The 23577-nt window shown below is 64.2% G+C and carries 20 protein-coding genes and 1 pseudogene; 11 read left to right on the forward strand and 10 right to left on the reverse strand.

The annotated features are described in order from the left end of the window. Positions 1 to 177: 177 nt before the first annotated feature. From WBR68_RS27930 to WBR68_RS27945, 4 genes are all read right to left on the reverse strand, one after another. Positions 178 to 1005, reverse strand: coding sequence for an IclR family transcriptional regulator (locus WBR68_RS27930; protein ID WP_050445620.1), 828 nt, complete (start codon positions 1003 to 1005; stop codon positions 178 to 180). 119 nt (positions 1006 to 1124) lie between these two features. Then, positions 1125 to 1907 (reverse strand): phytanoyl-CoA dioxygenase family protein, encoded by a 783-nt coding sequence (locus WBR68_RS27935; RefSeq protein ID WP_050445619.1) that lies wholly within the window; start codon positions 1905 to 1907, stop codon positions 1125 to 1127. A gap of 117 nt (positions 1908 to 2024) precedes the next feature. Next, on the reverse strand, positions 2025 to 3140 hold the full coding sequence (locus WBR68_RS27940) for an AI-2E family transporter (protein ID WP_050445618.1): 1116 nt from the start codon (positions 3138 to 3140) through the stop codon (positions 2025 to 2027). A 151-nt stretch (positions 3141 to 3291) separates the two neighbouring features. Continuing rightward, on the reverse strand, positions 3292 to 4401 hold the full coding sequence (locus WBR68_RS27945; protein ID WP_230695856.1) for a LysR family transcriptional regulator: 1110 nt from the start codon (positions 4399 to 4401) through the stop codon (positions 3292 to 3294). Positions 4402 to 4786: 385 nt separating this feature from the next. On the opposite strand from WBR68_RS27945, the gene WBR68_RS27950 reads away from it, so the two are divergent. The 3 genes from WBR68_RS27950 to WBR68_RS27960 all read left to right on the forward strand — a co-directional run bounded on the left by WBR68_RS27950 (position 4787) and on the right by WBR68_RS27960 (position 10772). After that, entirely contained in the window at positions 4787 to 5983 is a 1197-nt protein-coding gene (locus WBR68_RS27950; RefSeq protein WP_083447275.1) for an efflux RND transporter periplasmic adaptor subunit, read from the forward strand. 26 nt (positions 5984 to 6009) lie between these two features. Next, positions 6010 to 9225, forward strand: a complete 3216-nt coding sequence (locus tag WBR68_RS27955) for an efflux RND transporter permease subunit (RefSeq protein ID WP_230695857.1) — start codon at positions 6010 to 6012, stop codon at positions 9223 to 9225. A gap of 68 nt (positions 9226 to 9293) precedes the next feature. After that, a complete protein-coding gene (locus WBR68_RS27960; RefSeq protein WP_127185928.1) occupies positions 9294 to 10772 on the forward strand; it encodes an efflux transporter outer membrane subunit in 1479 nt (492 codons plus the stop codon). A 263-nt stretch (positions 10773 to 11035) separates the two neighbouring features. Here the strand turns inward: WBR68_RS27960 and WBR68_RS27965 are convergent, their stop codons facing one another. Continuing rightward, positions 11036 to 11611 (reverse strand): hypothetical protein, encoded by a 576-nt coding sequence (locus WBR68_RS27965; RefSeq protein ID WP_230695858.1) that lies wholly within the window; start codon positions 11609 to 11611, stop codon positions 11036 to 11038. Next, positions 11611 to 12546, reverse strand: coding sequence for a LysR family transcriptional regulator (locus WBR68_RS27970; RefSeq protein ID WP_230695859.1), 936 nt, complete (start codon positions 12544 to 12546; stop codon positions 11611 to 11613). Before WBR68_RS27970 ends, WBR68_RS27965 begins: the two co-directional genes overlap by 1 nt. 184 nt (positions 12547 to 12730) lie before the next feature. Between WBR68_RS27970 and gtdA the strand changes: the two genes are divergently transcribed. The 8 genes from gtdA (at position 12731) to WBR68_RS28010 (ending at position 20517) form a co-directional block, all read left to right on the forward strand. Next, a complete protein-coding gene (gene gtdA, locus WBR68_RS27975; RefSeq protein WP_230695860.1) occupies positions 12731 to 13783 on the forward strand; it encodes a gentisate 1,2-dioxygenase in 1053 nt (350 codons plus the stop codon). A 103-nt stretch (positions 13784 to 13886) separates the two neighbouring features. Then, entirely contained in the window at positions 13887 to 14585 is a 699-nt protein-coding gene (locus tag WBR68_RS27980) for a fumarylacetoacetate hydrolase family protein (protein WP_230695861.1), read from the forward strand. A gap of 13 nt (positions 14586 to 14598) precedes the next feature. Continuing rightward, entirely contained in the window at positions 14599 to 15237 is a 639-nt protein-coding gene (gene maiA / locus WBR68_RS27985) for a maleylacetoacetate isomerase (protein WP_230695862.1), read from the forward strand. A 22-nt stretch (positions 15238 to 15259) separates the two neighbouring features. After that, complete coding sequence (locus tag WBR68_RS27990; protein ID WP_050445609.1) at positions 15260 to 15637, forward strand: chorismate mutase; 378 nt, start codon at positions 15260 to 15262, stop codon at positions 15635 to 15637. Further along, positions 15630 to 16646 carry a Bug family tripartite tricarboxylate transporter substrate binding protein gene (locus tag WBR68_RS27995; protein WP_230695863.1) on the forward strand — a complete coding sequence of 339 codons (1017 nt, stop codon included), beginning with the start codon at positions 15630 to 15632 and terminating at the stop codon, positions 16644 to 16646. The genes WBR68_RS27990 and WBR68_RS27995 overlap by 8 nt, the downstream gene beginning before the upstream one ends. Before the next feature lie 31 nt (positions 16647 to 16677). Further along, a complete protein-coding gene (locus WBR68_RS28000) occupies positions 16678 to 18030 on the forward strand; it encodes an FAD-dependent oxidoreductase (RefSeq protein ID WP_230695864.1) in 1353 nt (450 codons plus the stop codon). A 19-nt stretch (positions 18031 to 18049) separates the two neighbouring features. Next, a complete protein-coding gene (locus WBR68_RS28005; protein WP_230695865.1) occupies positions 18050 to 19282 on the forward strand; it encodes a 3-hydroxybenzoate 6-monooxygenase in 1233 nt (410 codons plus the stop codon). Between the two features lie 59 nt (positions 19283 to 19341). Continuing rightward, positions 19342 to 20517, forward strand: a complete 1176-nt coding sequence (locus tag WBR68_RS28010) for an ABC transporter substrate-binding protein (protein ID WP_230695866.1) — start codon at positions 19342 to 19344, stop codon at positions 20515 to 20517. Positions 20518 to 20882: 365 nt separating this feature from the next. On the opposite strand, the gene WBR68_RS28015 is transcribed toward WBR68_RS28010, so the two are convergent. The 4 genes and pseudogenes from WBR68_RS28015 to WBR68_RS28030 all read right to left on the reverse strand — a co-directional run bounded on the left by WBR68_RS28015 (position 20883) and on the right by WBR68_RS28030 (position 23551). Beyond that, a complete protein-coding gene (locus tag WBR68_RS28015; RefSeq protein WP_050445604.1) occupies positions 20883 to 21899 on the reverse strand; it encodes a Bug family tripartite tricarboxylate transporter substrate binding protein in 1017 nt (338 codons plus the stop codon). A gap of 137 nt (positions 21900 to 22036) precedes the next feature. Further along, positions 22037 to 22345, reverse strand: coding sequence for an addiction module antidote protein (locus tag WBR68_RS28020; RefSeq protein ID WP_127185936.1), 309 nt, complete (start codon positions 22343 to 22345; stop codon positions 22037 to 22039). Further along, a pseudogene (locus WBR68_RS28025) lies at positions 22342 to 22620 on the reverse strand (type II toxin-antitoxin system RelE/ParE family toxin); the annotation flags it as partial. The pseudogene WBR68_RS28025 and the gene WBR68_RS28020, both read right to left, overlap by 4 nt. A gap of 190 nt (positions 22621 to 22810) precedes the next feature. Further along, complete coding sequence (locus tag WBR68_RS28030; RefSeq protein WP_050445733.1) at positions 22811 to 23551, reverse strand: amino acid ABC transporter ATP-binding protein; 741 nt, start codon at positions 23549 to 23551, stop codon at positions 22811 to 22813. Between the last annotated feature and the right edge of the window lie 26 nt (positions 23552 to 23577).

Raw genomic sequence — 23577 nt, forward strand, 5'->3', positions numbered from 1 at the left:
CGTATGGAAATCGCGCAAACCCTTCGATGTAAACCTCTTTATGGCCAGCCAGGCTTGCGCCAAACCATAGAATCTACGGGGTGCTTGCACGTCGCATCGTAGGATGGGTGAAGTGCGCGTGGGCGTGCAGAAGAACGCTGGCGCCTAGCGCACGGAACCCATCACAGCCGCCTCCCCCTACCTCGAATACCCCGCGAACTTCGATTTCGAAATCGATGTCGCCGCCACCTGCACGTGCGGCGCCAATTCGGCTTCGACCCGGGCTACCGTCCAACGTGTCGTCGGCACCGAAATATTGATCGCTGCCACCGCGAACCCGCGGTGGTCCGTCACGGGTGCGGCCACGGAAATATCGCCCAGCACCGTCTCGTTCACGATGATCGCGTAACCCTTCTCGGCCACGCGCTGCACGCGGTCCAGCAATTTCTCGGGGTTCACTTCGGTATACGGCGTGATCGCTTCCAGCCTTGTCTGCGCCAGGATCTCGCGGCGATGCTCATCCGACAGGCGTGACAAAATCGCCGTGCCCGACGCCGTAAAAAATGCCGGCAGGCGGCTGCCGACGGCGATGTCCACATTCACCAGATGATGGCCGGGGAAACGTGCCACGAAAACGATCTCGTGGCCATCCAGCTCTTGCAGGTTCGTCGTTTCACCCAGCGTGCGGCTGATGTCCAGCAGATACGGCGATGCCTTGTCGATCAGCTCGTTAGCACGCACATAGTTGTACGAAAACTGCAGCACCTTCGGCGTCAGCCCATAGTTGCGCGTATCCGGAATGCGGCGCAGGTAGCCCAGCGTTTCCAGCGTATAGACCAGGCGCTGGGTGGCGCTGCGGTCCAGACCCGACTCACGCGCGATGTCGGCCAAGGTCATGTGCCGTTTCGACCCGTCGAAGGCGTGCAGCACCTGAAATGCTTTTTCAGTGGAGCCGACAAACAGCGACGACCGGGTTGCGGTGGGCGCTTGTTCTTCTTGCGTGTCGTCGATGTTTTTTTTGCGCACGGGGAACAGCCTATTGAGTTCTAGGGAGGCCACGCAAACATCAACGCGATGCGGGATTTGCCGGCCCGCATCGCGTATTGCGCTTGATTTAATTGTAATTCAATTATTAATAGCAGATATCAATCACTTCCAGCAGCCGCCACCAATGCCACGCCGGGCTGCGATGCCGACCGGGTGCCCGCCACGGGCTGGCATGACGCGGGGTGATACGTGTGCACCACCGACAGCTTCACCTGATCGCTACGGTTGCCCTGCGCCGCGTGCAACGTGCGGCAATGGAAGAACACCACGTCGCCGGCCTGAAGCTCGGGGCACACCGCGCGCGCAATCCAATCGGCATTTTGCGGTGCGTCTTCACGGAAGAATTTCTTGTCGTCGAATTGTTCGGGCGAGAAGGCCGCCGCGTGGGATCCGGGAATGAACGACAGACCGCCGTTGTTGCGCGTCTCGGGCCCCAGGGCTAGCCAACAGGACACCAGGTCAGTGTCTGAAAAAGACCAATAACGAATGTCTTGATGCCATCCGGTCAGGCTGCCGTAGGCGGGATGCTTGGTCATCACGCAGTTGTGATGCACCGTGGACAACACGGCGGGCTCGCCAAAATAACGCACCAACCACTGTCCAATACGCGGGTTCGTCGCCCACTGCGCAAACAGCGGGTCGCGGGCGTAGGCGTTCAACAGACGCCGCACCGTCAAGCCGCCTTCGGCCCCGCGCGACTCGGGCGCGCCGGGGTATTGCAGATCGGCTTCGTATTCGATGGGCGCCACATGCTCCGCCAAGTGGCGCTGGGCCAGGGCGCGCAGCGCGGCCACCTGGCTGGGGTCCGCGAACTGGCGGGCCACCACAAAGCCCTGCTTGCGCAGGACGGCTATCTGATCATCATGCAGAAACCCGGACATCTCAATCCTCACACCCCGCGGCGGTTGCGAAGCGTCTGCGTGCGGGGCAGGCGCGTACCGGTCAGGCGCCGGTATACGCGGGGAAGGCTAGATTACCAAAGCGCCCGGGGCCGCGCGTCAGGCGGAAGGAGTTTTTTCAACCTGTGGCGGCAAGGGTCGTTGGGACCGCCCGGCCTCGCGTTCCTGGACCTCGTGGTGGACCCATTCCCGCCACACGGCCACCAGCAGCGCCATCAACACCGGGCCCACGAACAAGCCGACGATACCCATCGTCTTCACACCGCCCACCAGCCCGAAAAACGTCGGCAGGAAAGGCAGTTTGACCGGCCCGCCCACCAGACGCGGGCGCAGCGTTTTATCGACGATGAACAGTTCGACACTGCCCCAGACCATCAGCGCGATGCCCGCAACCAGATGGCCGGAGCCCACCAGGTACAGCGACACCAGCGTGAACGACAGCGGTGCGCCGCCCGGGATCAAGGCCATGAAGCCGGTCACCACGCCCAGCAGCACCGGCGACGGCACGCCCGCCACCCAATACGCAATGCCCAGCACCAGACCTTCGCCCAGGGCAATCAGGCCCATTCCCGTGACAGTGGAATTGATGGTGGCCGGCACCACGCGCGAAAAACGCTGCCAGCGGGCCGGCAGAATGCGTTCGCCCAGCACGTCCAACTGGGCCACCATACGCACACCGTCCTTGTAGACGAAGAACAGCGTGATCAGCATGAACAGCACAGTCAGCAACAGCTGGAACACATTACCCGTGGCCGCCAGCACCATGCGGTAGATGTTGCCCAGGTGCTCGCCGCTGACCGCCTCGACCAATTCGCCCAGCGCGTGCGGCTGGCCAATATAGGATTCCCAGTACTGGCCCAGGCGTTCGCCGAAGACCGGCATGGACGAGATCCAGTTAGGCACCGCCACCCCATGGCGGTTGGCCGCGATGGCCCAGGCGAAGAAGGTGCTGGCTTCCTTGATGGCGTATGACAGCGCGAATGACATCGGCACGATCAGCACCACGATGACCATCAGCAAGGCCAGGGAAGCCGCTATCGCCGTGCGGCCGCCGCAGCGCACGACCAGGCGGCGGTACAAAGGCCAAGTGGCCAGGCCGATAATCATTGCCGCCAAGGCGGGGACGAGGAAGCCGCTAAGGAAGTAGACCCCAGCCAACAGCACAAGCAGCAGCAGCCAACGGGCGATCAGGTAAGCGGGAAGTACAGGCTGCATAGAGCGGATCGACAGTAAGGGCGTTGTAGGCTTTGACTGTCGGACTATACAGACGTTTCAAAAAATACGAGGGACACAATCCCTGTATTTACTACGGGGTTTCCCGTGATCCTGCTGCGTGGCGCACCACCGGACGCGCCACGCCAGGGGCTTAGAGCGCGTACTCGGCCGCCTCTTCGCGTGGACTGCGACGGCGCGGCGGCGTTTGGGCCAGCAACGTTTGGGCCACCGCGGGTTCAGCGTGAGGCCGGGCTTGGGTCGGCACCGCCGGCGCCCCCATCGTCATGGCGCTGGGCATGCCCAATTGACGTTGATAGACGCCGCAACTGGCCGCCGCCGGGTCGGTCTCGTCCCGGCCGCTAAGCAAGGGGCATCCGGCGAACAATTCCGCCACCCAGTCGGTAAAGGCACGCACCTTGGGCGACAACTGCCGGCTTTGCGGATACAGCACTGAAATGGGGGTGGAGCTGGGCTTCCATTGCGGCAGGATCTCGATCAGCTCGCCCGACTGCAAATAGGGCAATGCCATATAGCGGGCCACTTGTATCAGGCCGAATCTCTTCAAGCCGCAATCCAGGTAGGCGCCGGCTTCGTTCACCGCCACCGTGCCCTTCATGTCCACTTCCTGGTGCTTGCCGTCCACCTTGAAGTCCCACGCGCAGTTGCGGCCCGTGCGGCTCATGAAGTAATGCACCGCGTGATGGTCGCGCAGCGATTCAATGGTTTGCGGCATGCCGTGGCGCGCCACATAGGTGGGCGACGCGCAGGTGACCGTCTGCAGGGTGCCGATACGGCGCGCAACCAGGCTGGAATCTTCCAGGTCGCCCGCGCGGATCACGCAGTCCACGGCCTCTTGCACCATGTCCACAGGCCGGTCGCCCATGCCCAGCACCAGCTCGACGTCCGGGTATTTGTCGTGGAAATCACACAATGAGGGAATCAGGATCAGCCGCCCGATGCAGGTCGGCACATCGATGCGCAGCCGCCCTTTCAGGCGCAGCGCCGCTTCCTGGAAGCAGGCCTCGGTTTCTTCTACGTCGGCCAGAATGCGCACGCAGTGCTGGTAATAGCCCGCGCCGTCCGGCGTCAGGCCGATACGACGCGTGGTGCGGTTAAGCAGGCGCACGCCCAGCAGGCGTTCAAGGTTCTGGATGATGGTGGTGACGGTGGTGCGCGGTAGCGAGAGGCTGTCGGCCGCCCGCGTGAAGCTGTTGGCGTCCACGACGCGCACAAACACCTGCATAGCCTGAAAACGGTCCATGGCAACGGTGTCCTTTTAGGCAAATAAGTCGGGGTGAACGGAGCATAACCCGATTTTTGCGCTGATTAGTCAACCCTGCCGAATAGTGTTGCCGAATTAACTGAGTTTATCCGGCCCGGCAAAACACTCAGAATGCAAACCATCTTGAAGTGCCCTTGCCTCCCGGCGACCCCACAGGGCATGTCAATCCTCAACTTTCCGTCCCCCTGTAGAAGCCAGCCGCCAACCGGCTTTCTGCCTCGGGAACCTAACTCTGTTGAATGTTGCATCGCAATATACCCAGGGTGCCAACGGATGCTCAGGACTGCCATGCCCGATCGCCACGGCCGCCTCCGCCCCAGGCCAACAAGCGCGCTTTCGCACCTATACCACTCAAGGAAACATCATGGTTTCGCGTAAACGTATTGCTTTGCTCGTTGTCTTTGCCGCCGTGCTGGCGGCCGGAGGCGGCTACGCCCTGACCCGTGACCCCGCCGGCGGCAAAGCCGCCATGGCCCAAGGCGCCCCGACCGCGCCGCCCGTGGAAGTGGCCGAAGTGGTCAGCAAGACCATCGTGGACTGGCAGCGCTATTCGGGCCGCCTGGAAGCCATCGACCGCGTCGACATCCGCCCGCTGGTGTCGGGCACCCTGACCAAAGTGCATTTCCAGGACGGCAGCATCGTCAAGAAGGGCGACGTGCTCTTCACCATTGACCCGCGCCCCTACAAGGCCGAAGTAGACCGCGCCGCCGCCGCCCTGACCGCCGCCCGGGCCCGCGCGTCGTACACCGCCGCCGATCTTGCGCGCGGCCAGCGCCTCTTGAAAGACAACGCCATCGCCCGCCGCGATTTCGAGGAAAAGCAGAACGCCGCCCGCGAAGCCGCCGCCAACCTGCAAGGCGCGCAGGCCGCGCTGGACTACGCCAAGCTGAACCTGGGCTACACCAGCATCGAAGCGCCGGTTGATGGCCGCGTGTCGCGCGCCGAAGTCACCGAGGGCAACGTGGTGGCCGCCGGCGCCGGTTCGGTGCCGCTGACCACCCTGGTGTCGGTGTCGAAGATGTACGCATCGTTCGACGTGGACGAACAAACCTTCCTGAAGTACGTCAACCCCGCCCGCAACGACAAGGCGGGCTCGGTGCCGGTTCAACTGGGCCTGGCGAACGAAGAAGGCTATTCGCGCACGGGCTTCGTGCAGTCGGTGGACAACCGCCTGGACGCCAACTCGGGCACGATCCGCGTGCGCGCCGAGTTCGACAACGCCGACGGCTCGCTCTTGCCCGGTTTGTATGCCCGCGTGCGCCTGGGCGGCAGCGAGCCCCGCTCCGCCGTGCTGATCGATGAAAAAGCCATCGGCACCGACCAGGACAAGCGCTACGTGCTGGTGCTGGACGACAAGAACCACGCCGTCTACCGCCAGGTGAAGCTGGGCGCCAACCAGGAAGGCCTGCGCGTGGTGGATTCCGGGCTTGCCGTCGGCGACCGCATCGTCGTCAATGGCCTGCAACGCATCCGCCCCGGTGACGCCGTGACCCCCACCGTCGTGCCCATGGTCGCCGCCAAGCGCGCGCCGGTGCAGACCGCCGCGGCCCAAGTCCAGTAAGGCCCGCGCGTCTTCAGAGAACGTTCATGAATATCTCAAAGTTCTTCATCGACCGGCCGATCTTCGCCGGCGTGCTGTCCATTCTGGTGCTATTGGCAGGCCTCTTGGCCATGTTCCAACTGCCCATTTCCGAATACCCGGAAGTCGTGCCGCCGTCGGTGGTGGTGCGCGCGCAGTATCCGGGCGCCAACCCCAAGGTCATCGCCGAGACCGTTGCGTCGCCGCTGGAAGAATCCATCAACGGCGTCGAAGACATGCTGTACATGCAGTCGCAGGCCAATAGCGACGGCAACCTGACGCTGACGGTCAACTTCAAGCTGGGCGTGGACCCGGACAAGGCGCAGCAACTGGTGCAGAACCGCGTGTCGCAAGCGCTGCCGCGCCTGCCGCCGGACGTGCAGCGCCTGGGCGTGACCACCGCCAAGAGCTCGCCCACCTTGACGCTGGTGGTGCACCTGATCTCGCCTAACGACCGCTACGACATCACCTACCTGCGCAACTACGCGATCCTGAACGTGAAGGACCGCCTGGCCCGCATCACGGGCGTGGGCGAGGTCACGGTGTGGGGCTCGGGCAACTACTCGATGCGTATCTGGCTGGACCCGCAAAAGGTCGCCCAGCGCGGCATGACCGCGTCGGAAGTCGTGGCCGCCATCCGCGAACAGAACGTGCAGGTGGCCGCCGGCGTGATCGGTGCATCGCCCACGCAAGGCGACGTGCCGCTGCAACTGAACGTGAATACGCGCGGCCGCCTGCAAACCGAGGAAGAGTTCCGCGACATCATCCTGAAGACCTCGCCCGATGGCGCCGTGACCTATCTGTCCGACGTTGCCCGCGTGGAACTGGACGCCCAGGAATACGGCCTGCGTTCGCTGCTGGACAACAAGCAGGCAGTGGGCATGGGCATCATGCAGTCGCCGGGCGCCAACGCCTTGGACGTGTCGTCCCAGGTGCGCGCCGCCATGGCCGAGCTGGCGCAAGACTTCCCGCCGGGCGTGGAGTACCGCATCGAATACGACCCCACGCAGTTCGTGCGGTCCAGTATCGAAGCCGTGGTGCACACGCTGCTGGAAGCCATTGCACTGGTGGTGCTGGTGGTGATCCTGTTCCTGCAAACGTGGCGTGCGTCGATCATTCCGCTGCTGGCCGTGCCGGTTTCCATCGTGGGGACGTTCGCGCTGCTGCTGGTGTTCGGCTATTCCATCAACGCGCTCTCGCTCTTCGGGATGGTGCTGGCCATCGGGATCGTGGTGGACGATGCGATCGTGGTGGTGGAAAACGTGGAACGCAATATCGCGGCGGGCTTGAGTCCACGCGATGCCACGTACCGCGCCATGCGTGAAGTCAGCGGCCCCATCATCGCCATCGCGCTGACGCTGTGCGCCGTGTTCGTGCCGCTGGCCTTCATGACGGGCCTGACCGGCCAGTTCTACAAGCAGTTCGCCATGACCATCGCCATTTCGACGGTGATCTCGGCCTTCAACTCGCTGACCCTGTCGCCCGCGCTGTCGGCCCTGCTGCTGAAAAGCCATCACGACAAGCCGGACTGGCTGACCCGTGGCATGAACCGCGTCTTCGGCCGCTTCTTCAACTGGTTCAACAACATGTTCGGCCGCGCGTCCGAGTCCTACGGCACGGGCGTGTCGCGCGTCATCCGCCGCAAGGCGGGCGCCATGGGCGTGTACGCGGTGCTGGTGGCCGCCACGCTTGGCGTGTCGTACCTGGTGCCCGGCGGCTTCGTGCCCGCGCAGGACAAGCAGTACCTGATCGGCTTCACGCAGTTGCCCAACGGCGCGTCGCTGGACCGCACGGAAGCGGTGATCCGCCGCATGAGCGATATCGCCCTGAAAGAACCCGGCGTGCAATCCGCCATTGCCTTCCCCGGTCTGTCGATCAACGGTTTCACCAATAGTTCCAGCGCCGGCATCGTGTTCGTCACGCTCAAGCCTTTTGACGAACGCAAGAGCGCCGAGCTTTCCGGCGACGCCATTGCCGCATCGCTGAACCAGAAGTTTGCCGCCATCCAAGACTCGTTCATTGCCGTGTTCCCGCCCCCGCCCGTGATGGGTCTGGGCACGCTGGGCGGCTTCAAGCTGCAACTGGAAGACCGCGCGGCGCTGGGCTATGCCGAACTGGACAAGGCCAAGCAAGCCTTCCTGGCAAAGGCGCGCCAAACGCCTGAACTGGGCCCGGCGTTCTCCAGCTATGAAATCAACGTGCCGCAGCTGGATGTGGACCTGGACCGCGTGAAGGCCAAGCAGTTGGGTGTGCCGGTGACGGAAGTGTTCGACACCATGCAGATCTATCTGGGCTCGATGTACGTGAACGACTTCAACCGTTTTGGCCGCGTATTCCAGGTGCGTGCGCAAGCCGATGCCCAGTTCCGCGCGCATGCCGACGACATCCTGCAACTGAAGACCCGCAACGCGGCGGGCGACATGGTGCCGCTGTCGTCCTTGGTGACGGTCAACCAGACCTTCGGCCCGGAAATGGTGGTGCGCTACAACGGCTACACCGCCGCCGACATCAACGGCGGCCCGGCGCCCGGCTATTCGTCCGACCAGGCGCAAGCCGCGGCGGAACGCGTCGCCGCCGAAACGCTGCCGCGTGGCGTGAAGTTCGAATGGACCGACCTGACTTATCAGCAAATCCTGGCGGGCAATGCCGGCTTGTGGGTGTTCCCCATCAGCGTGCTGTTGGTGTTCTTGGTGCTGGCCGCGCTGTATGAAAGCCTGACCTTGCCGCTGGCCGTGATCCTGATCGTGCCGATGAGCATCCTGGCCGCGCTGACGGGCGTGTACCTGACGGGCAACGACAACAACATCTTCACGCAGATCGGCTTGATGGTGCTGGTGGGCTTGTCAGCGAAGAACGCGATTCTGATCGTGGAGTTTGCCCGAGAGCTTGAGATGAGCGGCCGCACGCCGCTGGAAGCCGCGATTGAAGCCAGCCGCCTGCGTCTGCGCCCGATCTTGATGACGTCCATCGCCTTCATCATGGGTGTGGTGCCGCTGGTGCTGTCCTCGGGCGCCGGTTCGGAGATGCGCCATGCCATGGGGGTGGCCGTGTTCTTCGGGATGTTGGGCGTGACCTTGTTCGGCCTGTTCCTGACACCGGTGTTCTACGTGTTGCTGCGCTCGCTGGGCGGCAAGCCGCTGCATTCGGCGGCCCCGCATGAAGCGCCGGAGTGCGCGCCGCACATCGACACGAACGCGCCGCCCACCACGCAGACTCACGCTTGAAGTTGGCCAGAAGAGAAGCCAGCGCGTCTTGCCCCACCAGGCAGGGCGCGCGCCAAAGAGAATTCATCATGATCCAAAGACTGACCCGCGGTTCCGCCCTGCTTGCCGTCCTGCTCGTGCTGGCCGGCTGCGCGGTGGGCCCCACGTATGAAAAGCCATCCGCCGCCACGCCGGCGACCTTCAAGGAAGCGGCCCTGCCCGCGTCAGAAGCCGGCACCTGGAAGCCCGCCGAACCGTCGGAAGACGCGCTGCGCGGCGCCTGGTGGAAGATATTCGGCGACGAAGGCCTGAACCAGTTGGAAGAAGAAGCGCAGCAGGCCAACCAGAACCTGCAAGCCGCCGCCGCCCGCCTGGCGCAGTCGCGCGCGCTGCAACGCGAAGCCCGCGCCGGCTTCTTCCCGACGCTGGACGCGGCCTTTGGGCCGAATCGCCAGCGTCCGTCGGCCGTGTCGCAAGGCCTGCCCGACGGCACGTCCACCAGCCCGGTGACGACGTGGCGCGCGCAAGGCGCCGTATCGTATGAAGCCGACCTGTTTGGCCGCGTGGCCTCCACCGCGGACGCCGCCACCGCCGATGCGCAACAAAGCGAGGCGCTGTACCGGTCGGTGCTGCTGGCCTTGCAGGCCGACGTGGCCTCGACCTATTTCCTGGTCCGCGAGCAGGACGCCGAATCGCAGCTTTACCACCAGACGGTCAAGCTGCGCACCGACACGCTGCAATTGATTCAGCGCCGTTTCGACGCCGGCGACATCAGCGAACTGGACCTGGCCCGCGCCAAGTCCGAACTGGCGTCCGCGCAGTCGGAAGCGCTGGGCATCGACCGCCGCCGCGCCGCCGCCGAACACGCGCTGGCCGTGCTGTTGGGCCGCGCGCCGTCTGAATTCACAATGCCGCCGCAGCCGATTGAAAAGGTAGCGCTATCGATACCGGCAGGCTTGCCGTCCACCCTGCTGGAACGCCGCCCCGACATCGCCGCCGCCGAACGCGCCATGGCCGCCGCCAATGCCCGCGTGGGCGCGGCCAAGTCCGCGTTCTTCCCGCGCCTGGACATCACCGGCGCCTTTGGCTATGAATCGTCCGACCTGGGCAACCTGTTCCAGTGGTCCAGCCGCACGTTCCTGCTGGGCCCGCTGGTGGGCGCCGCGCTGTCGATGCCGATCTTCGACGGCGGCCGCCGCCAGGCCGGCCTGGACCGCGCTCGCGCCGTGTATGAGGAAGACGTTGCTGTGTATCGCCAAACGGTGCTGAACGCCTTCCGCGAGGTCGAAGATAATTTGGCCAACCTGCGTATTTTGGCCGACCAGACCAAGGCACAAGACGCCGCCGTCCAAGCCTCGGCCCGCGCCGCGATGCTGTCGCACACGCAGTATCGCGAAGGTAGCATCAGCTACCTGGACGTGATCGAAGCCGACCGCAGCGTGCTGCTGCAACAGCGCGTTGCCGTACAGTTGAGCGGCGAACAGGCCCGCTCGGCGGTAGCCCTGATCCGCGCCATCGGCGGCGGCTGGGACAACCCCGTCCCCCCGGATACGGTGGCCACCCGGTAGGATGGCGTAGGATGGGTGCAGCGCGGCAAGACCGCGCCCAGCACCCAAACGCCGAACGCGCGTAACCCATCGCACAAGGCCAAACCCGTAGGATGGGTGCAGCGCGGCACGGCCATGCCCAGAACCCAAGCACCGAACGCGCGTAACCCATCATGCAACGGTTGCCATATGGCTAAGCTTCAGAAGAACTGTTGCGCTGCTTGATGGGTTTCGCGCGATTGGCATTGTCGTTCTATTGCATTCTCTGCCGCGCTCCACCCATCCTACGTTGGGAATTTCCTGCGCTGCGTCGCGCGTAGCGCCACGCGGTATCCTGCGAAGACGTAGAACGCTGCGCTGTTCACGACCAGCCACGCCCCCAACCCGCCCAGCAGAGCGACCACGGGCCCCGCCGCGCGCACCCCGCCTTGCATCCATACGGCCAGGCCTAGCGCGCCGATGGTCACCAAAGCCAGCACCAGCCACTTCACCACCACCAATCCGGCTGACCTGCCCGCCATCACCCACACCACGCCTATCGCCAAAGCCAACGCCGTGCCCGCGCATACCACCACCAACGCGAACGCCGCCCATGCGGCGCCGGCCGACTGCAACAACAGGCTCAGCACTTCGATCCCCACGCCCAAGCCGCCCGTCATGACCAGCACAGCCAGCACCAAGGGAGACCACATGCCGGGCGGCGCGCGGCGGGCGTCCATGTCGGCCACGAAGCGATGCATCGCCGATGACGCCACCGGGTCTTCTCGGTCATCCAGGGCGGACAGCGCTGCCTCTACCTTGCGGCACTGCGCGATCAACTTGTTCAGCCCGGCCTGGGGCTTGTCGCCGGACGATGGCATCACAGCCGCGTCACGCCCGGCGCGTGTTCCGCGACCGTGTTGCGCAGCGCCGCCATGGCCTCTTGCACCGCCAGCGGTCGGAACGCATCTTCGCGCCAGTACATCGCCACCGATCCAAAGCCCGACAGCCGCACCGGAATGATCCGCATCGCCCGCATCTGCGAAAAGCGCAGCGCCGCCCGGTGCGAGGCCACGCCGATCATGTCGCTGTTGTTGATCAGCGTCAGGTTGATCGTGACCGAATTCGACTCCACGTGATCGGCCGGCGGCGCTTGCCCCGCCGCCGCCAGTGCCGCGTCCACCGCGTTGCGGATCGGTGTGCCCTTGGGCCACAGAATCCATCGATACGACAGCAGCTCGGGCCAAGTCGACTGTTCAATGGCGAACAGCGGATGACGCGGCCGCGCCACCAGGTGGATGGGTTCCAGGTACAGCGCTTCAAAGCGAATGGCCGGGTCGTGATGTTCAGGCGCCGAGCGGCCCACGACGATATCCAGATCGCCCTGCGCCAATTGCGCCAGCAGCCGGTCGGTGGTGCCTTCCACCAGCTTCACGCGCGCTTGCGGCATGCGTTCCAACAGCTTCATCACCGCCAGCGGCACGGTGTCGGAGGCCGACGCGCCCGAAGCCCCAATCACCACGCGGCCGCCACCGCCTTCGCGCAGCGCGGCCATGTCGGCGCCGGCGCGGTCCAGTTGCGCTTCCAGCCGCTGCGCGTGCGCGATCAGCACGTCGCCATGCGGCGTGGGACGCAAGCCGCGCGCATGCCGCTCAAACAGCGGCAGCCCGATATCGTCTTCCAGGTCTTTCAGCCACTTCGACAGGCCGGGCTGCGTGGTGTTCAGCATGGCCGCCGAATGGCTGATGTTGCGGGTCTGCGCCAAGCTCAACAGCATCTTCAAATTGCGCAGCCGCAGGCGGTGGGTCCAGTCCATGCAGGCCCTCATCCGTGGGGGGTTGTCTCGTATGTATATGGTTATCGGTATGGATAATAAGATAATTTCATTTCAAAACACATAGCTGTTCTACGCATAATCGTCTTCGAACCTGGACCAGCCGCGAACCACGCGGCGGCCACCTGTAGAAGCCGGCATCAAGCCGGACATACCGGAGACAAACATGCCCGACGGCCACACCACCAGCGCCGACCGCAGCAACTACTACGCCCGCATCGCCAAGAAACACATGGCTCCGCTCTGGGAGTCATTGCATAACCTGGTGCCCCGCCAGCCCGCCCCGCGCTGCGTACCCGCCATCTGGAAGTACGACGATGTGCGCGACGACGTCATGGCGTCCGGCTCGCTGATTACCGCCGAGGAAGCCGTGCGGCGCGTGCTGATTCTGGAAAATCCCGGCCTGCCGGGCCAGGCCAGCATCACGCAAAGCCTGTACGCGGGCCTGCAACTGATCCTGCCCGGCGAAGTGGCGCCCAGCCACCGCCACACGCAATCGGCGCTGCGCTTCATCGTCGAAGGCCGGGGCGCGTACACCGCCGTCAACGGCGAGCGCACCACCATGCATCCGGGCGACTTCATCATCACGCCATCCTGGACCTGGCATGACCACGGCAATGCCGACACCGTCGAGGGCGGCGAGCCCGTCGTATGGCTGGATGGCCTGGACATTCCCTTGCTGCGCTTTCTGGATGCCGGCTTTGCCGAAAACTATCCGCAAGCCGCCCAACCCGTGACCCGCCCGGAAGGCGACAGCATGGCGCGCTTTGGCCACAACATGGCGCCCGTGCGCCACCAAGTGTCGAGCGGCACCTCGCCCATCTTCAACTACCCCTACGAACGCAGCCGCGAGGCGCTGGACTCGCTCTATCGACACGGCGAACTGGACGCCTGGGACGGCGTGAAGCTGCGCTACCTGAACCCCGCCACGGGCGGCTACCCCATGCCCACCATGGCCACCTTCATGCAGTTTCTGCCGGCCGGCTTTCAGGGCAAGCCCTATCGCAGCACCGACTCCACCGTCTACAGCGTGGTGGAAGGCCGGGGCATCGCGCGCATTGGTGAAGATGAATTCCACTTCGGTCCGCGCGACGTCTTCGTGGCGCCATCGTGGCTGCCCGTGCAACTGGCCGCGCTGGACGACGCCACGCTGTTCAGCTATTCCGACCGCCCCGTGCAAGACGCGCTGGGCGTATGGCGCGAAGAACGCGTCGGCTGATTCGCGCCGCGCGGTTCGCTGCGCGGGGTTTGCGGCCCGCTTTCTTCTTGTTTTCTGCTTGCTTTCCGCTTTGTTTCCCGCCTCTTCGATCAAAGGTTGATCCATGCCTTTCGTGTTTGCTCCCGCCGCTCCCGTCGCCGTGCCCGTGGCCGGCGGCCAGGATGCCTTTCCCGTACGCCGCGTCTACTGCGTGGGCCGCAACTACGCCGCCCACGCACGCGAGATGGGCTTTGACCCCGACCGCGAACCGCCCTTCTTTTTCTGCAAGCCCGCCGACGCCGTCGTGCCGGTGGCGGATGGCCAGACGCTGGAGCTGCCCTACCCCCCCGAGACCGCCAACCTGCATTACGAGATTGAACTCGTGGCCGCCATCGGCAAAGGCGGCGCCAACATCGCCGTGGACGACGCGCTGCAACACGTATGGGGTTACGCCGTGGGCCTGGACATGACGCGCCGCGACTTGCAGATGAAGATGCGCGAAGCGGGCCGCCCCTGGGATTTGGGCAAGGCCTTCGACCAGAGCGCGCCCATCGGCCCGCTGCATCCGGCCGCGTCCGTTGCGGGCATACACCAGGCCGGCATCTGGCTACAGGTCAACGGCGCCGACAAGCAACGCAGCGACACCGGCAAACTGATCTGGTCCGTGGCCGAAACCATCGCCTACCTGTCGCGCTACTTCCGGCTGGAAGCGGGCGACCTGATCTACACCGGCACGCCGGAAGGCGTGGGCCCCGTGGTGCGCGGCGACAGGATGCTGGGCGGCGTCGACGGCTTGGGCACGCTGAGCGTGCAGATGGTCTGACCCGGAGCTCACCATGCAACTGCACAGCTTTTTCAACAGTTCCACGTCGTATCGCGTGCGCATCGCGCTGGCGCTCAAGGGCCTGCCTTACGAGGTATTGCCCGTGAACCTGCGCAAGCAGGAACAACGCGCGCCCGAGTACGTGGCCAAAAACCCGTCGGCCGGTGTGCCGCTGCTGATCGATGGCGATGTCCAGTTGTCGCAATCGCTGGCCATCATCGACTACCTGGACGCCACGCACCCCGAGCCGCGCCTGATACCCGCCGACACCCTGGCGCGCGCGCGGGTGCTGGAACTGTCCAACGCCATCGCCTGCGACATCCATCCGGTCAACAACATGCGCGTCCTGCGCTATCTGCAAGACGTGCTGGGCGCCAGCGACGCGCAGAAAAACACCTGGTATCAGCACTGGGTAAACGAAGGCCTGGGCGCGGTTGAAGAGTTGCTGGTCCGCCATGGCCACGGCGCGTACTGCTTTGGTGATGCGCCCACGCTGGCCGATTGCTGCCTGGTGCCGCAAGTGGCCAACGCGCAGCGCATGGGCTGCGACCTGTCTGCGTTCCCGCGCATCCTGAGCGTCCATGCGCACTGCAACGCGCAGCCCGCGTTCCAGCAAGCCGCGCCCGCCCGCCAACCCGACGCCACCCCATGACGCAATGACGATGAGCACACCCATGCAAGAACCCGACACCCAAGGCGCGCCGCTGCGCGAGTACACCGACCCCGCCTACCAGCCCCTGTGCGCCAACCTGGCCGAAGTGCGCGCCCACATCGACCGGCTGGACGACGAGATCGTGCGCCTGATCGCTGAGCGCGCGATGTATGTGAAAGACGCGGCGCGCTTCAAGCGCGACGCCTACCAGGTCAGCGCGCCCGCGCGCCAGGCCCAGGTGTTTGACAAGGCGCGCGCGCTGGCCACCCGCCACAACCGCGGCTTTGCCAATTTGGAAGCGGTGGTGGACGCGACCTATCGCGCGATGGTGGCGGCGTTCATCGCCAACGAGCAAACCTATTTCGACAACATGAAAAATGTGGGAGACACCGATGACTAAGTTTTTTTCGCAGGGGCGACCCCTAAGCTTGATGGCGCGCGCCTTGACGTTGGCGGTGGCATCCTGCGCTTCGCTGGCCGCCACGACCGCCAACTCACAGGCCGCCGACGCCTGGCCGTCGCAACCCTTGAAGGCCATCGTGCCGTTCGGCCCCGGGTCCAGCCCGGATCAGGTGGCGCGTGTGGTCGGTGAAAAGGCCAGCGCCATCCTGGGCCAAACCATCGTCATCGAAAACAAGCCCGGCGCCAGCGGCAACATCGGCACCTATGCCATCGCCAACGCCAAGCCCGACGGCTACACCTTCGGCGTGTCCATCACGGGCCCGCTGGTGAACAACACGCTGCTGTTCGACAAGCTGCCTTATGCGCCCGCCACCGATCTGTCGCCGCTGACGCTGGCCGTGCATCAGCCCAACGTGCTGGTGGTGCCTGCTTCGGCCGGCATCGCCAACGTGGGGCAGTTGCTTGACGCGCTGAAGAAGAATCCGGACAAGTACAACTTCCCTTCGCCGGGCGCGGGCACCGTATCGCATCTGGCGGTTGAGCTGTTGCTGCAGCAGATTGGCGCGCGCGCCACGCACGTGCCCTACCCGTCGTCGCCCGCCGCGCTGACGTCGCTGCTGTCGGGCGATACGCAGTTTGCCGCGCTGCCGCCCATTGCCGTCATGCCAATGGTGAAGGACGGGCGCTTGAAGGCGCTGGCGGTGACTTCCTCCAAGCGTTCCGCGCTGCTGCCCGATATTCCGACCTTGGCGGAAGTGGGCGTGCCGGGCATCGAGGGCTCGGCGTGGATCGGCTTCGTGGTGTCGTCCAAGGTGCCGGCCGACATACAGAAAAAATTGTCGGACGCACTGATCCAGGCCATCCTCGACCCCGAGGTGGCCAAGCGCCTGCAAGCGCAGTACATGGACCCAGTGGGCAGCACGCCGGCCGAATTCCGCGCCTACATGGATGAAGAGCTCAAGCGCTGGGAACCCTTGATCAAGAAGCTGGGCATCAAGGGACAGTAAGGCATACGCAAGACAAGCAAGGAGGACATCAATGCTCATTACCGAACCCGCCCGCCAGGTGCCGCTCTACGGCGAATTCGACGTCGTGGTGCTGGGCGGCGGCCCCGCCGGCGTGCTGGCTGCCGCCAGCGCCGCCCGCAACGGCGCGCGCGTGCTGCTGGTGGAACGCTACGGCTTTCTGGGCGGCATGGGCACCGCCGCTGGCGTGTCCAATTTCTGCGGGCTGCACGCCAACATCCACGGCAACATCCGCCAGGTGGTGCACGGCATGACCGACGAACTGTTGGACCGCATGCGCGCCATGGATGGCTTGAACGACCCGCACCTGATCCTGGGCAAGATCCACGCCCAGGCCTATGACATATCCGCCTTCAAATGCGCGGCCGACGGCATGGTGCAGGACAGCGGCGCGCAGGTGCTGTTCCACGCCCTGGCCACGGGTCTGGCGCGCGACGAGCAAGGCCGCGTCGACGTCTTGTTCCTGGAGACCAAGTCCGGGCGCTGCGCGGTGCGCGCCAAGGTTTTCATCGACTGCTCGGGCGATGCCGACATCGCGCAATGGGGCGGCCTGCCGTTTGAGAAAGGCGACGAACACGGCCACATGCTGTACCCCACGCTGATGTTCAAGGTAGGCAACGTGGACGGCGCGCGCGCGCAAGAAGCCTGGAAGACCATTCCGCTGTTGATGGACGAGGCCGTGGCCAGCGGCGAATTCACGTTTCCGCGTCGCGGCGCCATCGTGCGCCCGCAAAAGCACGACTACGAATGGCGGGTGAACGTTACGCAACTGGCCAATGCCGATGGCAGCGCGGCCGATGGCACCGACGCCGGTTCGCTGTCGGCCGGCGAACTGGAAGGCCGCCGCCAGATCGTGCAGTACCTGGCCTTTCTACGCGCCAAGGTGCCAGGCTTTGAACAGGCCTACGTGCTGGACATCGCGCCGCAGCTTGGCATACGCGAAACCCGCCGCATCGTGGGCGAGGCGGTGCTGACCAAAGAGCACGTGCTGGGCTGCGCCGACTTTGAAGACAGCATCGGCGTGAACGGCTGGCCCTTGGAAATGCACACAGCCGGTGACGTGAAATGGGTCTGGCCGCCCATTCCGGAATCTCGTGGCTACAACCAACTGCCGTTCCGGATGATGGTGCCCAAGCGCGGGCCGGGTGTGGCCGACAACGTGTTGGTGGCGGGCCGCTGCGCGTCCATGACGCATGAAGGCCAGTCCGCCGCGCGCGTCAGCGGCAGTTGCTTTGTGATGGGCGAAGCGGCGGGCACGGCGGCGGCCATGGCGCTGCGCGCGGGCGTCGCGCCGGCCGAGCTGCCCATCGCGGCCTTGCAGGCGCAACTGACACGCCAGGGCGCCTTCCTGGGCGGCCAGGAATGAACCGGCACGGAACCTTGATATGAATGCATCCTCGACAACAACGACAACGGCAACAACCACACCCGCTACGCGCTCCGTCATCGTGGTGGGTGGCGGCATCGGCGGGCTGGCGGCCGCGCTGGCGCTGACCCGGCAAGGCATTGCCGTGCAACTGCTGGAGCAGGCCGCGAACATCGGCGAAATCGGCGCGGGCATCCAGCTTGGCCCCAACGCCTTCGCGGCGCTGGACGCACTGGGCGTGGGCGACACGGCACGTACGCGCGCGGTGTTCACCGACCACATCATCATGATGGACGCGGTGGATGCGCAGGAGGTGGTGCGCATCGACACGGGCGAGGCCTTTCGTGCGCGCTTTGGTGGGCCGTATGCGGTGATCCATCGCGCCGACATTCACTTGTCGATACTGGAAGCCGTGCAGCAGAACCCGTTGATCCGTTTTCGAACATCGACGCAAATCGCCGCCATGTCGCAAGACGCGCAAGGCGTGGAAGTGGTGGACACGAACGGCGAACGCTACCGCGCGGATGCTGTGGTGGGCGCGGACGGCGTGAAGTCGGTGATCCGCGAACGCACCGTGGGCGACCCCGCGCGCGTGACAGGCCACGTGGTCTACCGCGCCGTGGTCGAACGCGAGAACATGCCCGAAGAACTGCGCATCAACGCGCCCGTGCTGTGGGCGGGGCCACGCTGCCATCTGGTGCATTACCCGCTGCGCGGCGGCCAGCAATACAACCTGGTCGTGACCTTTCACAGCCGCGAAGAAGAGCAATGGGGCGTGCGCGAAGGCAGCAAGGAAGAGGTGCTGTCGTACTTTGAAGGCATCCACCCGCGCCCGCATCAGATGCTGGACCGCCCCACGTCATGGAAGCGCTGGGCCACCGCCGACCGCGACCCGGTCGAACACTGGGGCCAGGGCCGCGTCACCTTGGTGGGCGATGCCGCGCATCCCATGACGCAGTACATGGCGCAGGGTGCGTGCATGGCGCTGGAAGACGCAGTCACGCTGGGCGAAGCCGTGCGCCAATGCGGGCACGATCTGGAAGCCGCATTCCGCTTGTACGAGTCGGTGCGTATTCCGCGCAGCGCGCGCGTGGTCTGGTCGACCCGGGAAATGGGCAGGCTGTATCACGCGCGTGGCGTGGAACGCACCGTGCGCAACATGCTGTGGACGGGCCGCAGCCAATCGCAGTTCTACGACGCGTTGCAGTGGTTGTACGGCTGGAAGGTTGAGCACTGCCTGACGCCAGCGTAGAGACTCAATGCAGAAGCACAAGACCAAAGCACAAGACCAGAGCACAACAGGAGACAACCATGACATGCCATATCCTACAGGGCGCCGCTGCCCTGGCGTTGGCGCTGACGGCATGCGCCGCTGGCGCGCAGGGCAAGCCGCTGGACATCGGCTTTATCGGCACGCTGTCCACGCCCGCCGGCTACATCGGCGAAGACGAGCGCGACGCCTTCATGCTGGCCGTCAAGGAAGGCGGCGGCAAGCTCGGCGGCGTGCCGGTCAATGTGCGCGTGGAAGACGATGCGCTCAAGCCCGCCAACGCCAAGCAAACCGCCGACAGGATGGTGCAGGACGGCGTGCGCCTTTTCACGGGCGTGAACTTTTCAAACGTCATGGCGGCGGTTGGCCCCACGGTGCTGAACGCGGGCGGCTTCTACGTCAGCCTGAACGCCGGCCCCTCCAACTACGCGGGCAAGGCCTGCAACCCGAACTACTTCGCGGTCGCCTTTCAGAACGACTCGTACGCCGACACCGCCGGCATCGCCGCGAATGAACTGGGTGTGAAGCGCGTGGTGGTGATGGCGCCCAACTACCAGGCCGGCCGCGATGCCGTCGCCGGCTTCAAGCGCGCGTACAAGGGCGACATCGTTGAAGAGATCTACACGAAGTTGGATCAGTCGGATTTCTCGGTTGAACTGGCCCGCATCCGCGCGTTGAATCCCGATGCGATTTTCCAGTTTCATCCGGGCGGCGCGGGCATCAACCTGACCAAGCAGTTCGCCAATTCGGGCCTGTCGGACAAGATCAAGATGATCACGCCGATCTATTCCATGGACGAACGCATGCTGGCCGCGACGGGCACGGCGGGCAAGGGGTTCTACCTGAGTTCGCTATGGAGCGCGGACCTGGATAACGCGCAGAACAAACACTTCGTCGAGGCCTTCACCCAGGCGTATCAACGCGCGCCCACGGCCTATGCTGCACAAGCCTACGACACCGCGAATCTGATCGCGTCAGCGTTAAAGGCCGTCAACGGCGACATCACCGGCCGCGCCGACGACTTCCGCGCCGCGCTGCGCAAAGCCGATTTTTCCAGCGTGCGCGGAAAGTTCAAGTTTGGGCCGAATCAGCACCCGATCCAGGATTGGTACCTGCTGCACATCGAAGCGGATGCGAGCGGCAAGCTGGTCTACAAAAACGTAAAGGTGCTGGCGCGCGATCACACCGACGTGCACGCGGCAACCTGCAAAATGTAGGTGCATGCGGCAGACAGCAAAATGTAGGATGGGTGGAGCGCGCCAGATCCGTAAAAAGAACACAGGCGGGAATCGCGCGTAACCCATCAGACGATGCCGGATCGCGCGTAGATCTCCAAAAGCAAAACAGCCGGCAGATGGATAGGCTTTTAGTCCATTCTGCCGGCTGTTTTTTCTATTGTGAGCGCTAGCGTGCTTTCACCGCTGCTTGATGGGTTTCGCGCGTTTGGCGTTAGTGTTCTTGCCTACACTATGCCGCGCTACACCCATCCTACGGGTCCGGGATCAATCCGCGTAGGATGGGTGTGGCGCGCGGGGCTTGTAAAAAGAACCCCACCGCCGACCGCGCAAACCCATCACCCCCCTCAATTCAAACTCGCCCCGGAAATCTTCACGATCTCCTGGTACTTCGCCTTCTCACTCTTCACAAATTCGGCAAACGCTTCCGGCGTCATCGGCGTGGCTTCCGAACCCATCATCAACAGGCGCTGCTTCACGTCCGGCTGCTGCATCGCATCCGCATAGGCCTTGTTCAGCTTCGCCACCACCGGCGCGGGCGTGCCGCCGGTCGTGAACACCCCAAACCAGGTACCCAGGTCAAAGCCCTTGATGCCCGACTCTTCAACCGTCGGCACATCCGCCAGCAACGACGAACGCTTGGCCGTCGTCACCGCCAGCGCCTTGACCTTGCCGTCCTTGATCAAGGGTGCCGATGCAGCCAGGTTGTCGAACATGAAATCCGACTGGCCCGACAGCAAGGCCAACTGCGCGGGCGCCGCGCCTTGATAAGGAATGTGTTCAACCTTGATGTCGGCACGCGCCTTCAGCAGTTCGCCCGACAGATGGCCCGCGCTGCCGTTGCCGCCCGAACCGTAGTTCAGCTTGCCCGGATTCTTCTTCGCGTAAGCGATCAGGTCGGCCAGCGTCTTGATGTTGTTCTTGTCGGCGAATTCATTGTTCATCACCAGCACGTTCGGCACCGCCGCCACGATCGTCACGGGCGCGAAGTCCTTGACTGGGTCGTAAGGCAGATTGGCGAACAGCCAGGGGTTGATGGCGTGCGTGGCCACCGCGCCCATGACCAGCGTGTAGCCATCGGCCGGCGCCTTGGCCACCAGATCAGCGCCGATGTTGCCGCCCGCGCCCGACCGGTTTTCCACGATCACGGGTTGGCCAAGCGATGCGCGCACTTTTTCGGCAAGCAGGCGGGCCATGGTGTCCAGCGGACCGCCGGGCGGGTAAGGCACGACAAAGCGAAGCGGCTTGGTCGGGAAATCGGTGGCTTGGGCCAGCGCGGGTGCGCCGAAAGGCAGGGTGGCGGCAAGCGCCACGGCGCCTTGCAACAGGGCGCGGCGGACCGCGCTACGGGGGGGATTCGTCATGATGTTGTCTCCTCATCCAGATCAATGGCGGCCTGTAGCATACCGCAGCCCAAGTGTTGGCGTAACAAAGGGATACGCGGCAGATTGGCCCGATATTCGCGCGGGTCAGCGGGATTTCAGCGCCGCACGTGCACCGATCAGCCTTGCGGCGTGGGTTCGGATTTGCGCCTGACCAGCGCGGTGAGTGAAACGCCTAGTGCGTTCATGACCTTGCGCAGGGTGTGGTAGCTGGGGTTCGCGCCGGGGGCCAGCACCCGATACAGGTTTGTTCTGGCAAGCCCTGTCTCACGAGCGATTTCTGTGATGCCGCGCGCGCGCGCCACGTCGCCTAGGGCTTGCAGGAAGGCGTCAGGATCGTCCTCAGCCGCCGCGTCCGCCAGGTAATGCGCGATCGTTTCGTCATCTTTCAAATAATTCGCTGCGTCGAAGTCGCGTAATTTCGTCATTTCTCGATGCTCCGCTTAATTTCCGTCCAAAGGCGTTTGGCTTGGGCAATGTCTTTGCCCTGGCTGGTCTTGTTTCCGCCGCAAAGCAGCACGTAGACCACCTCGTCGGCTCGGGCGTAGTACACCCGGTAGCCGGCGCCAATATTCACGCGCATTTCACTGACGCCCTCGCCCACTGGCTCTACGTCGCCAAAATTCCCATTCATGGCGCGCGACAATCGGCGCAGGATTTGAGCACGCGCCCGCAAGTCTCGGAGTGAATTTAGCCAACGGGTGAACGCCTCGGTTTCTCAGAATCTAAGCATACCGAGAATGTCGCTCAAAAGGTACATTTAGAACAACGGCAAGATCCTCCCCTAGCGTCAGCCGGCCACACACTTTCGTCGCGTCAAAACAAAACACCCCAAAACCCGGATCGAAATCCAAGCTTTGGGGTGATTGCCAAAACGGCGGTTCTTGAGGGGATCAGTGCAGGATCTGGCTCAGGAAAAGCTGGGTCCGTTCGTTCTGCGGGTTGTCGAAGAACTGATCGGGCGTGTTTTGTTCGATGATTTCGCCACGGTCCATGAAGATGACGCGGTTGGCGACTTTGCGCGCGAAGCCCATTTCGTGGGTCACGCAGATCATCGTCATGCCGCTTTCCTGGGCCAACGTGACCATCACGTCCAGCACTTCCTTGACCATTTCGGGGTCAAGCGCCGACGTCGGCTCATCAAACAGCATGATCTTCGGGCTCATGCACAACGACCGCGCAATGGCCACGCGCTGCTGCTGGCCGCCCGACAACTGGCCGGGGAATTTCTTGGCCTGTTCCGGAATGCGCACGCGCTCCAGGTATTTCATGGCGGTGGCCTCGGCTTCCGCGCGCGGCTTCTTCAGCACCCACATGGGTCCCAGCGTCAGGTTTTCCAGCACCGTCAGGTGCGGGAACAGGTTGAAGTGCTGGAACACCATGCCGACGTCCTTGCGGATCGTCTCGATGTGCTTCAAGTCATTGGTGAGCTCGGTGCCATCGACAATGATGTGGCCCTTCTGGTGCTCTTCCAGACGATTGATGCAGCGGATCATCGTGGACTTGCCCGAGCCCGACGGGCCGCACACCACAATGCGCTCACCCTGCGCCACGTCCAGATTGATATTGCGCAACACGTGGAACTGGCCGTACCACTTGTTCACGTCCTGCAAACGAATAATGGCATCCGACATGCCTGTACTCCCGTAAATATCGCTGT

It is taken from the genome of Achromobacter sp. JD-1 (assembly GCF_038594925.1).
GTDB classification, from domain to species: Bacteria; Pseudomonadota; Gammaproteobacteria; order Burkholderiales; family Burkholderiaceae_B; genus Achromobacter; species Achromobacter spanius_C.

What these genes read in the sequence shown, in the direction of transcription:
- WBR68_RS27935 (WP_050445619.1), bottom strand. Translation starts at nt 1,907, where the DNA reads ATGTCCGGGTTTCTGCATGATGATCAGATAGCCGTCCTGCGCAAGCAG.
- WBR68_RS27940 (WP_050445618.1), bottom strand. Translation starts at nt 3,140, where the DNA reads ATGCAGCCTGTACTTCCCGCTTACCTGATCGCCCGTTGGCTGCTGCTG.
- WBR68_RS27945 (WP_230695856.1), bottom strand. Translation starts at nt 4,401, where the DNA reads ATGGACCGTTTTCAGGCTATGCAGGTGTTTGTGCGCGTCGTGGACGCC.
- WBR68_RS27950 (WP_083447275.1), top strand. Translation starts at nt 4,787, where the DNA reads ATGGTTTCGCGTAAACGTATTGCTTTGCTCGTTGTCTTTGCCGCCGTG.
- WBR68_RS27955 (WP_230695857.1), top strand. Translation starts at nt 6,010, where the DNA reads ATGAATATCTCAAAGTTCTTCATCGACCGGCCGATCTTCGCCGGCGTG.
- WBR68_RS27960 (WP_127185928.1), top strand. Translation starts at nt 9,294, where the DNA reads ATGATCCAAAGACTGACCCGCGGTTCCGCCCTGCTTGCCGTCCTGCTC.
- WBR68_RS27965 (WP_230695858.1), bottom strand. Translation starts at nt 11,611, where the DNA reads ATGCCATCGTCCGGCGACAAGCCCCAGGCCGGGCTGAACAAGTTGATC.
- WBR68_RS27970 (WP_230695859.1), bottom strand. Translation starts at nt 12,546, where the DNA reads ATGGACTGGACCCACCGCCTGCGGCTGCGCAATTTGAAGATGCTGTTG.
- gtdA (WP_230695860.1), top strand. Translation starts at nt 12,731, where the DNA reads ATGCCCGACGGCCACACCACCAGCGCCGACCGCAGCAACTACTACGCC.
- WBR68_RS27980 (WP_230695861.1), top strand. Translation starts at nt 13,887, where the DNA reads ATGCCTTTCGTGTTTGCTCCCGCCGCTCCCGTCGCCGTGCCCGTGGCC.
- maiA (WP_230695862.1), top strand. Translation starts at nt 14,599, where the DNA reads ATGCAACTGCACAGCTTTTTCAACAGTTCCACGTCGTATCGCGTGCGC.
- WBR68_RS27990 (WP_050445609.1), top strand. Translation starts at nt 15,260, where the DNA reads ATGCAAGAACCCGACACCCAAGGCGCGCCGCTGCGCGAGTACACCGAC.
- WBR68_RS27995 (WP_230695863.1), top strand. Translation starts at nt 15,630, where the DNA reads ATGACTAAGTTTTTTTCGCAGGGGCGACCCCTAAGCTTGATGGCGCGC.
- WBR68_RS28000 (WP_230695864.1), top strand. Translation starts at nt 16,678, where the DNA reads ATGCTCATTACCGAACCCGCCCGCCAGGTGCCGCTCTACGGCGAATTC.
- WBR68_RS28005 (WP_230695865.1), top strand. Translation starts at nt 18,050, where the DNA reads ATGAATGCATCCTCGACAACAACGACAACGGCAACAACCACACCCGCT.
- WBR68_RS28010 (WP_230695866.1), top strand. Translation starts at nt 19,342, where the DNA reads ATGACATGCCATATCCTACAGGGCGCCGCTGCCCTGGCGTTGGCGCTG.
- WBR68_RS28015 (WP_050445604.1), bottom strand. Translation starts at nt 21,899, where the DNA reads ATGACGAATCCCCCCCGTAGCGCGGTCCGCCGCGCCCTGTTGCAAGGC.
- WBR68_RS28020 (WP_127185936.1), bottom strand. Translation starts at nt 22,345, where the DNA reads ATGACGAAATTACGCGACTTCGACGCAGCGAATTATTTGAAAGATGAC.
- WBR68_RS28030 (WP_050445733.1), bottom strand. Translation starts at nt 23,551, where the DNA reads ATGTCGGATGCCATTATTCGTTTGCAGGACGTGAACAAGTGGTACGGC.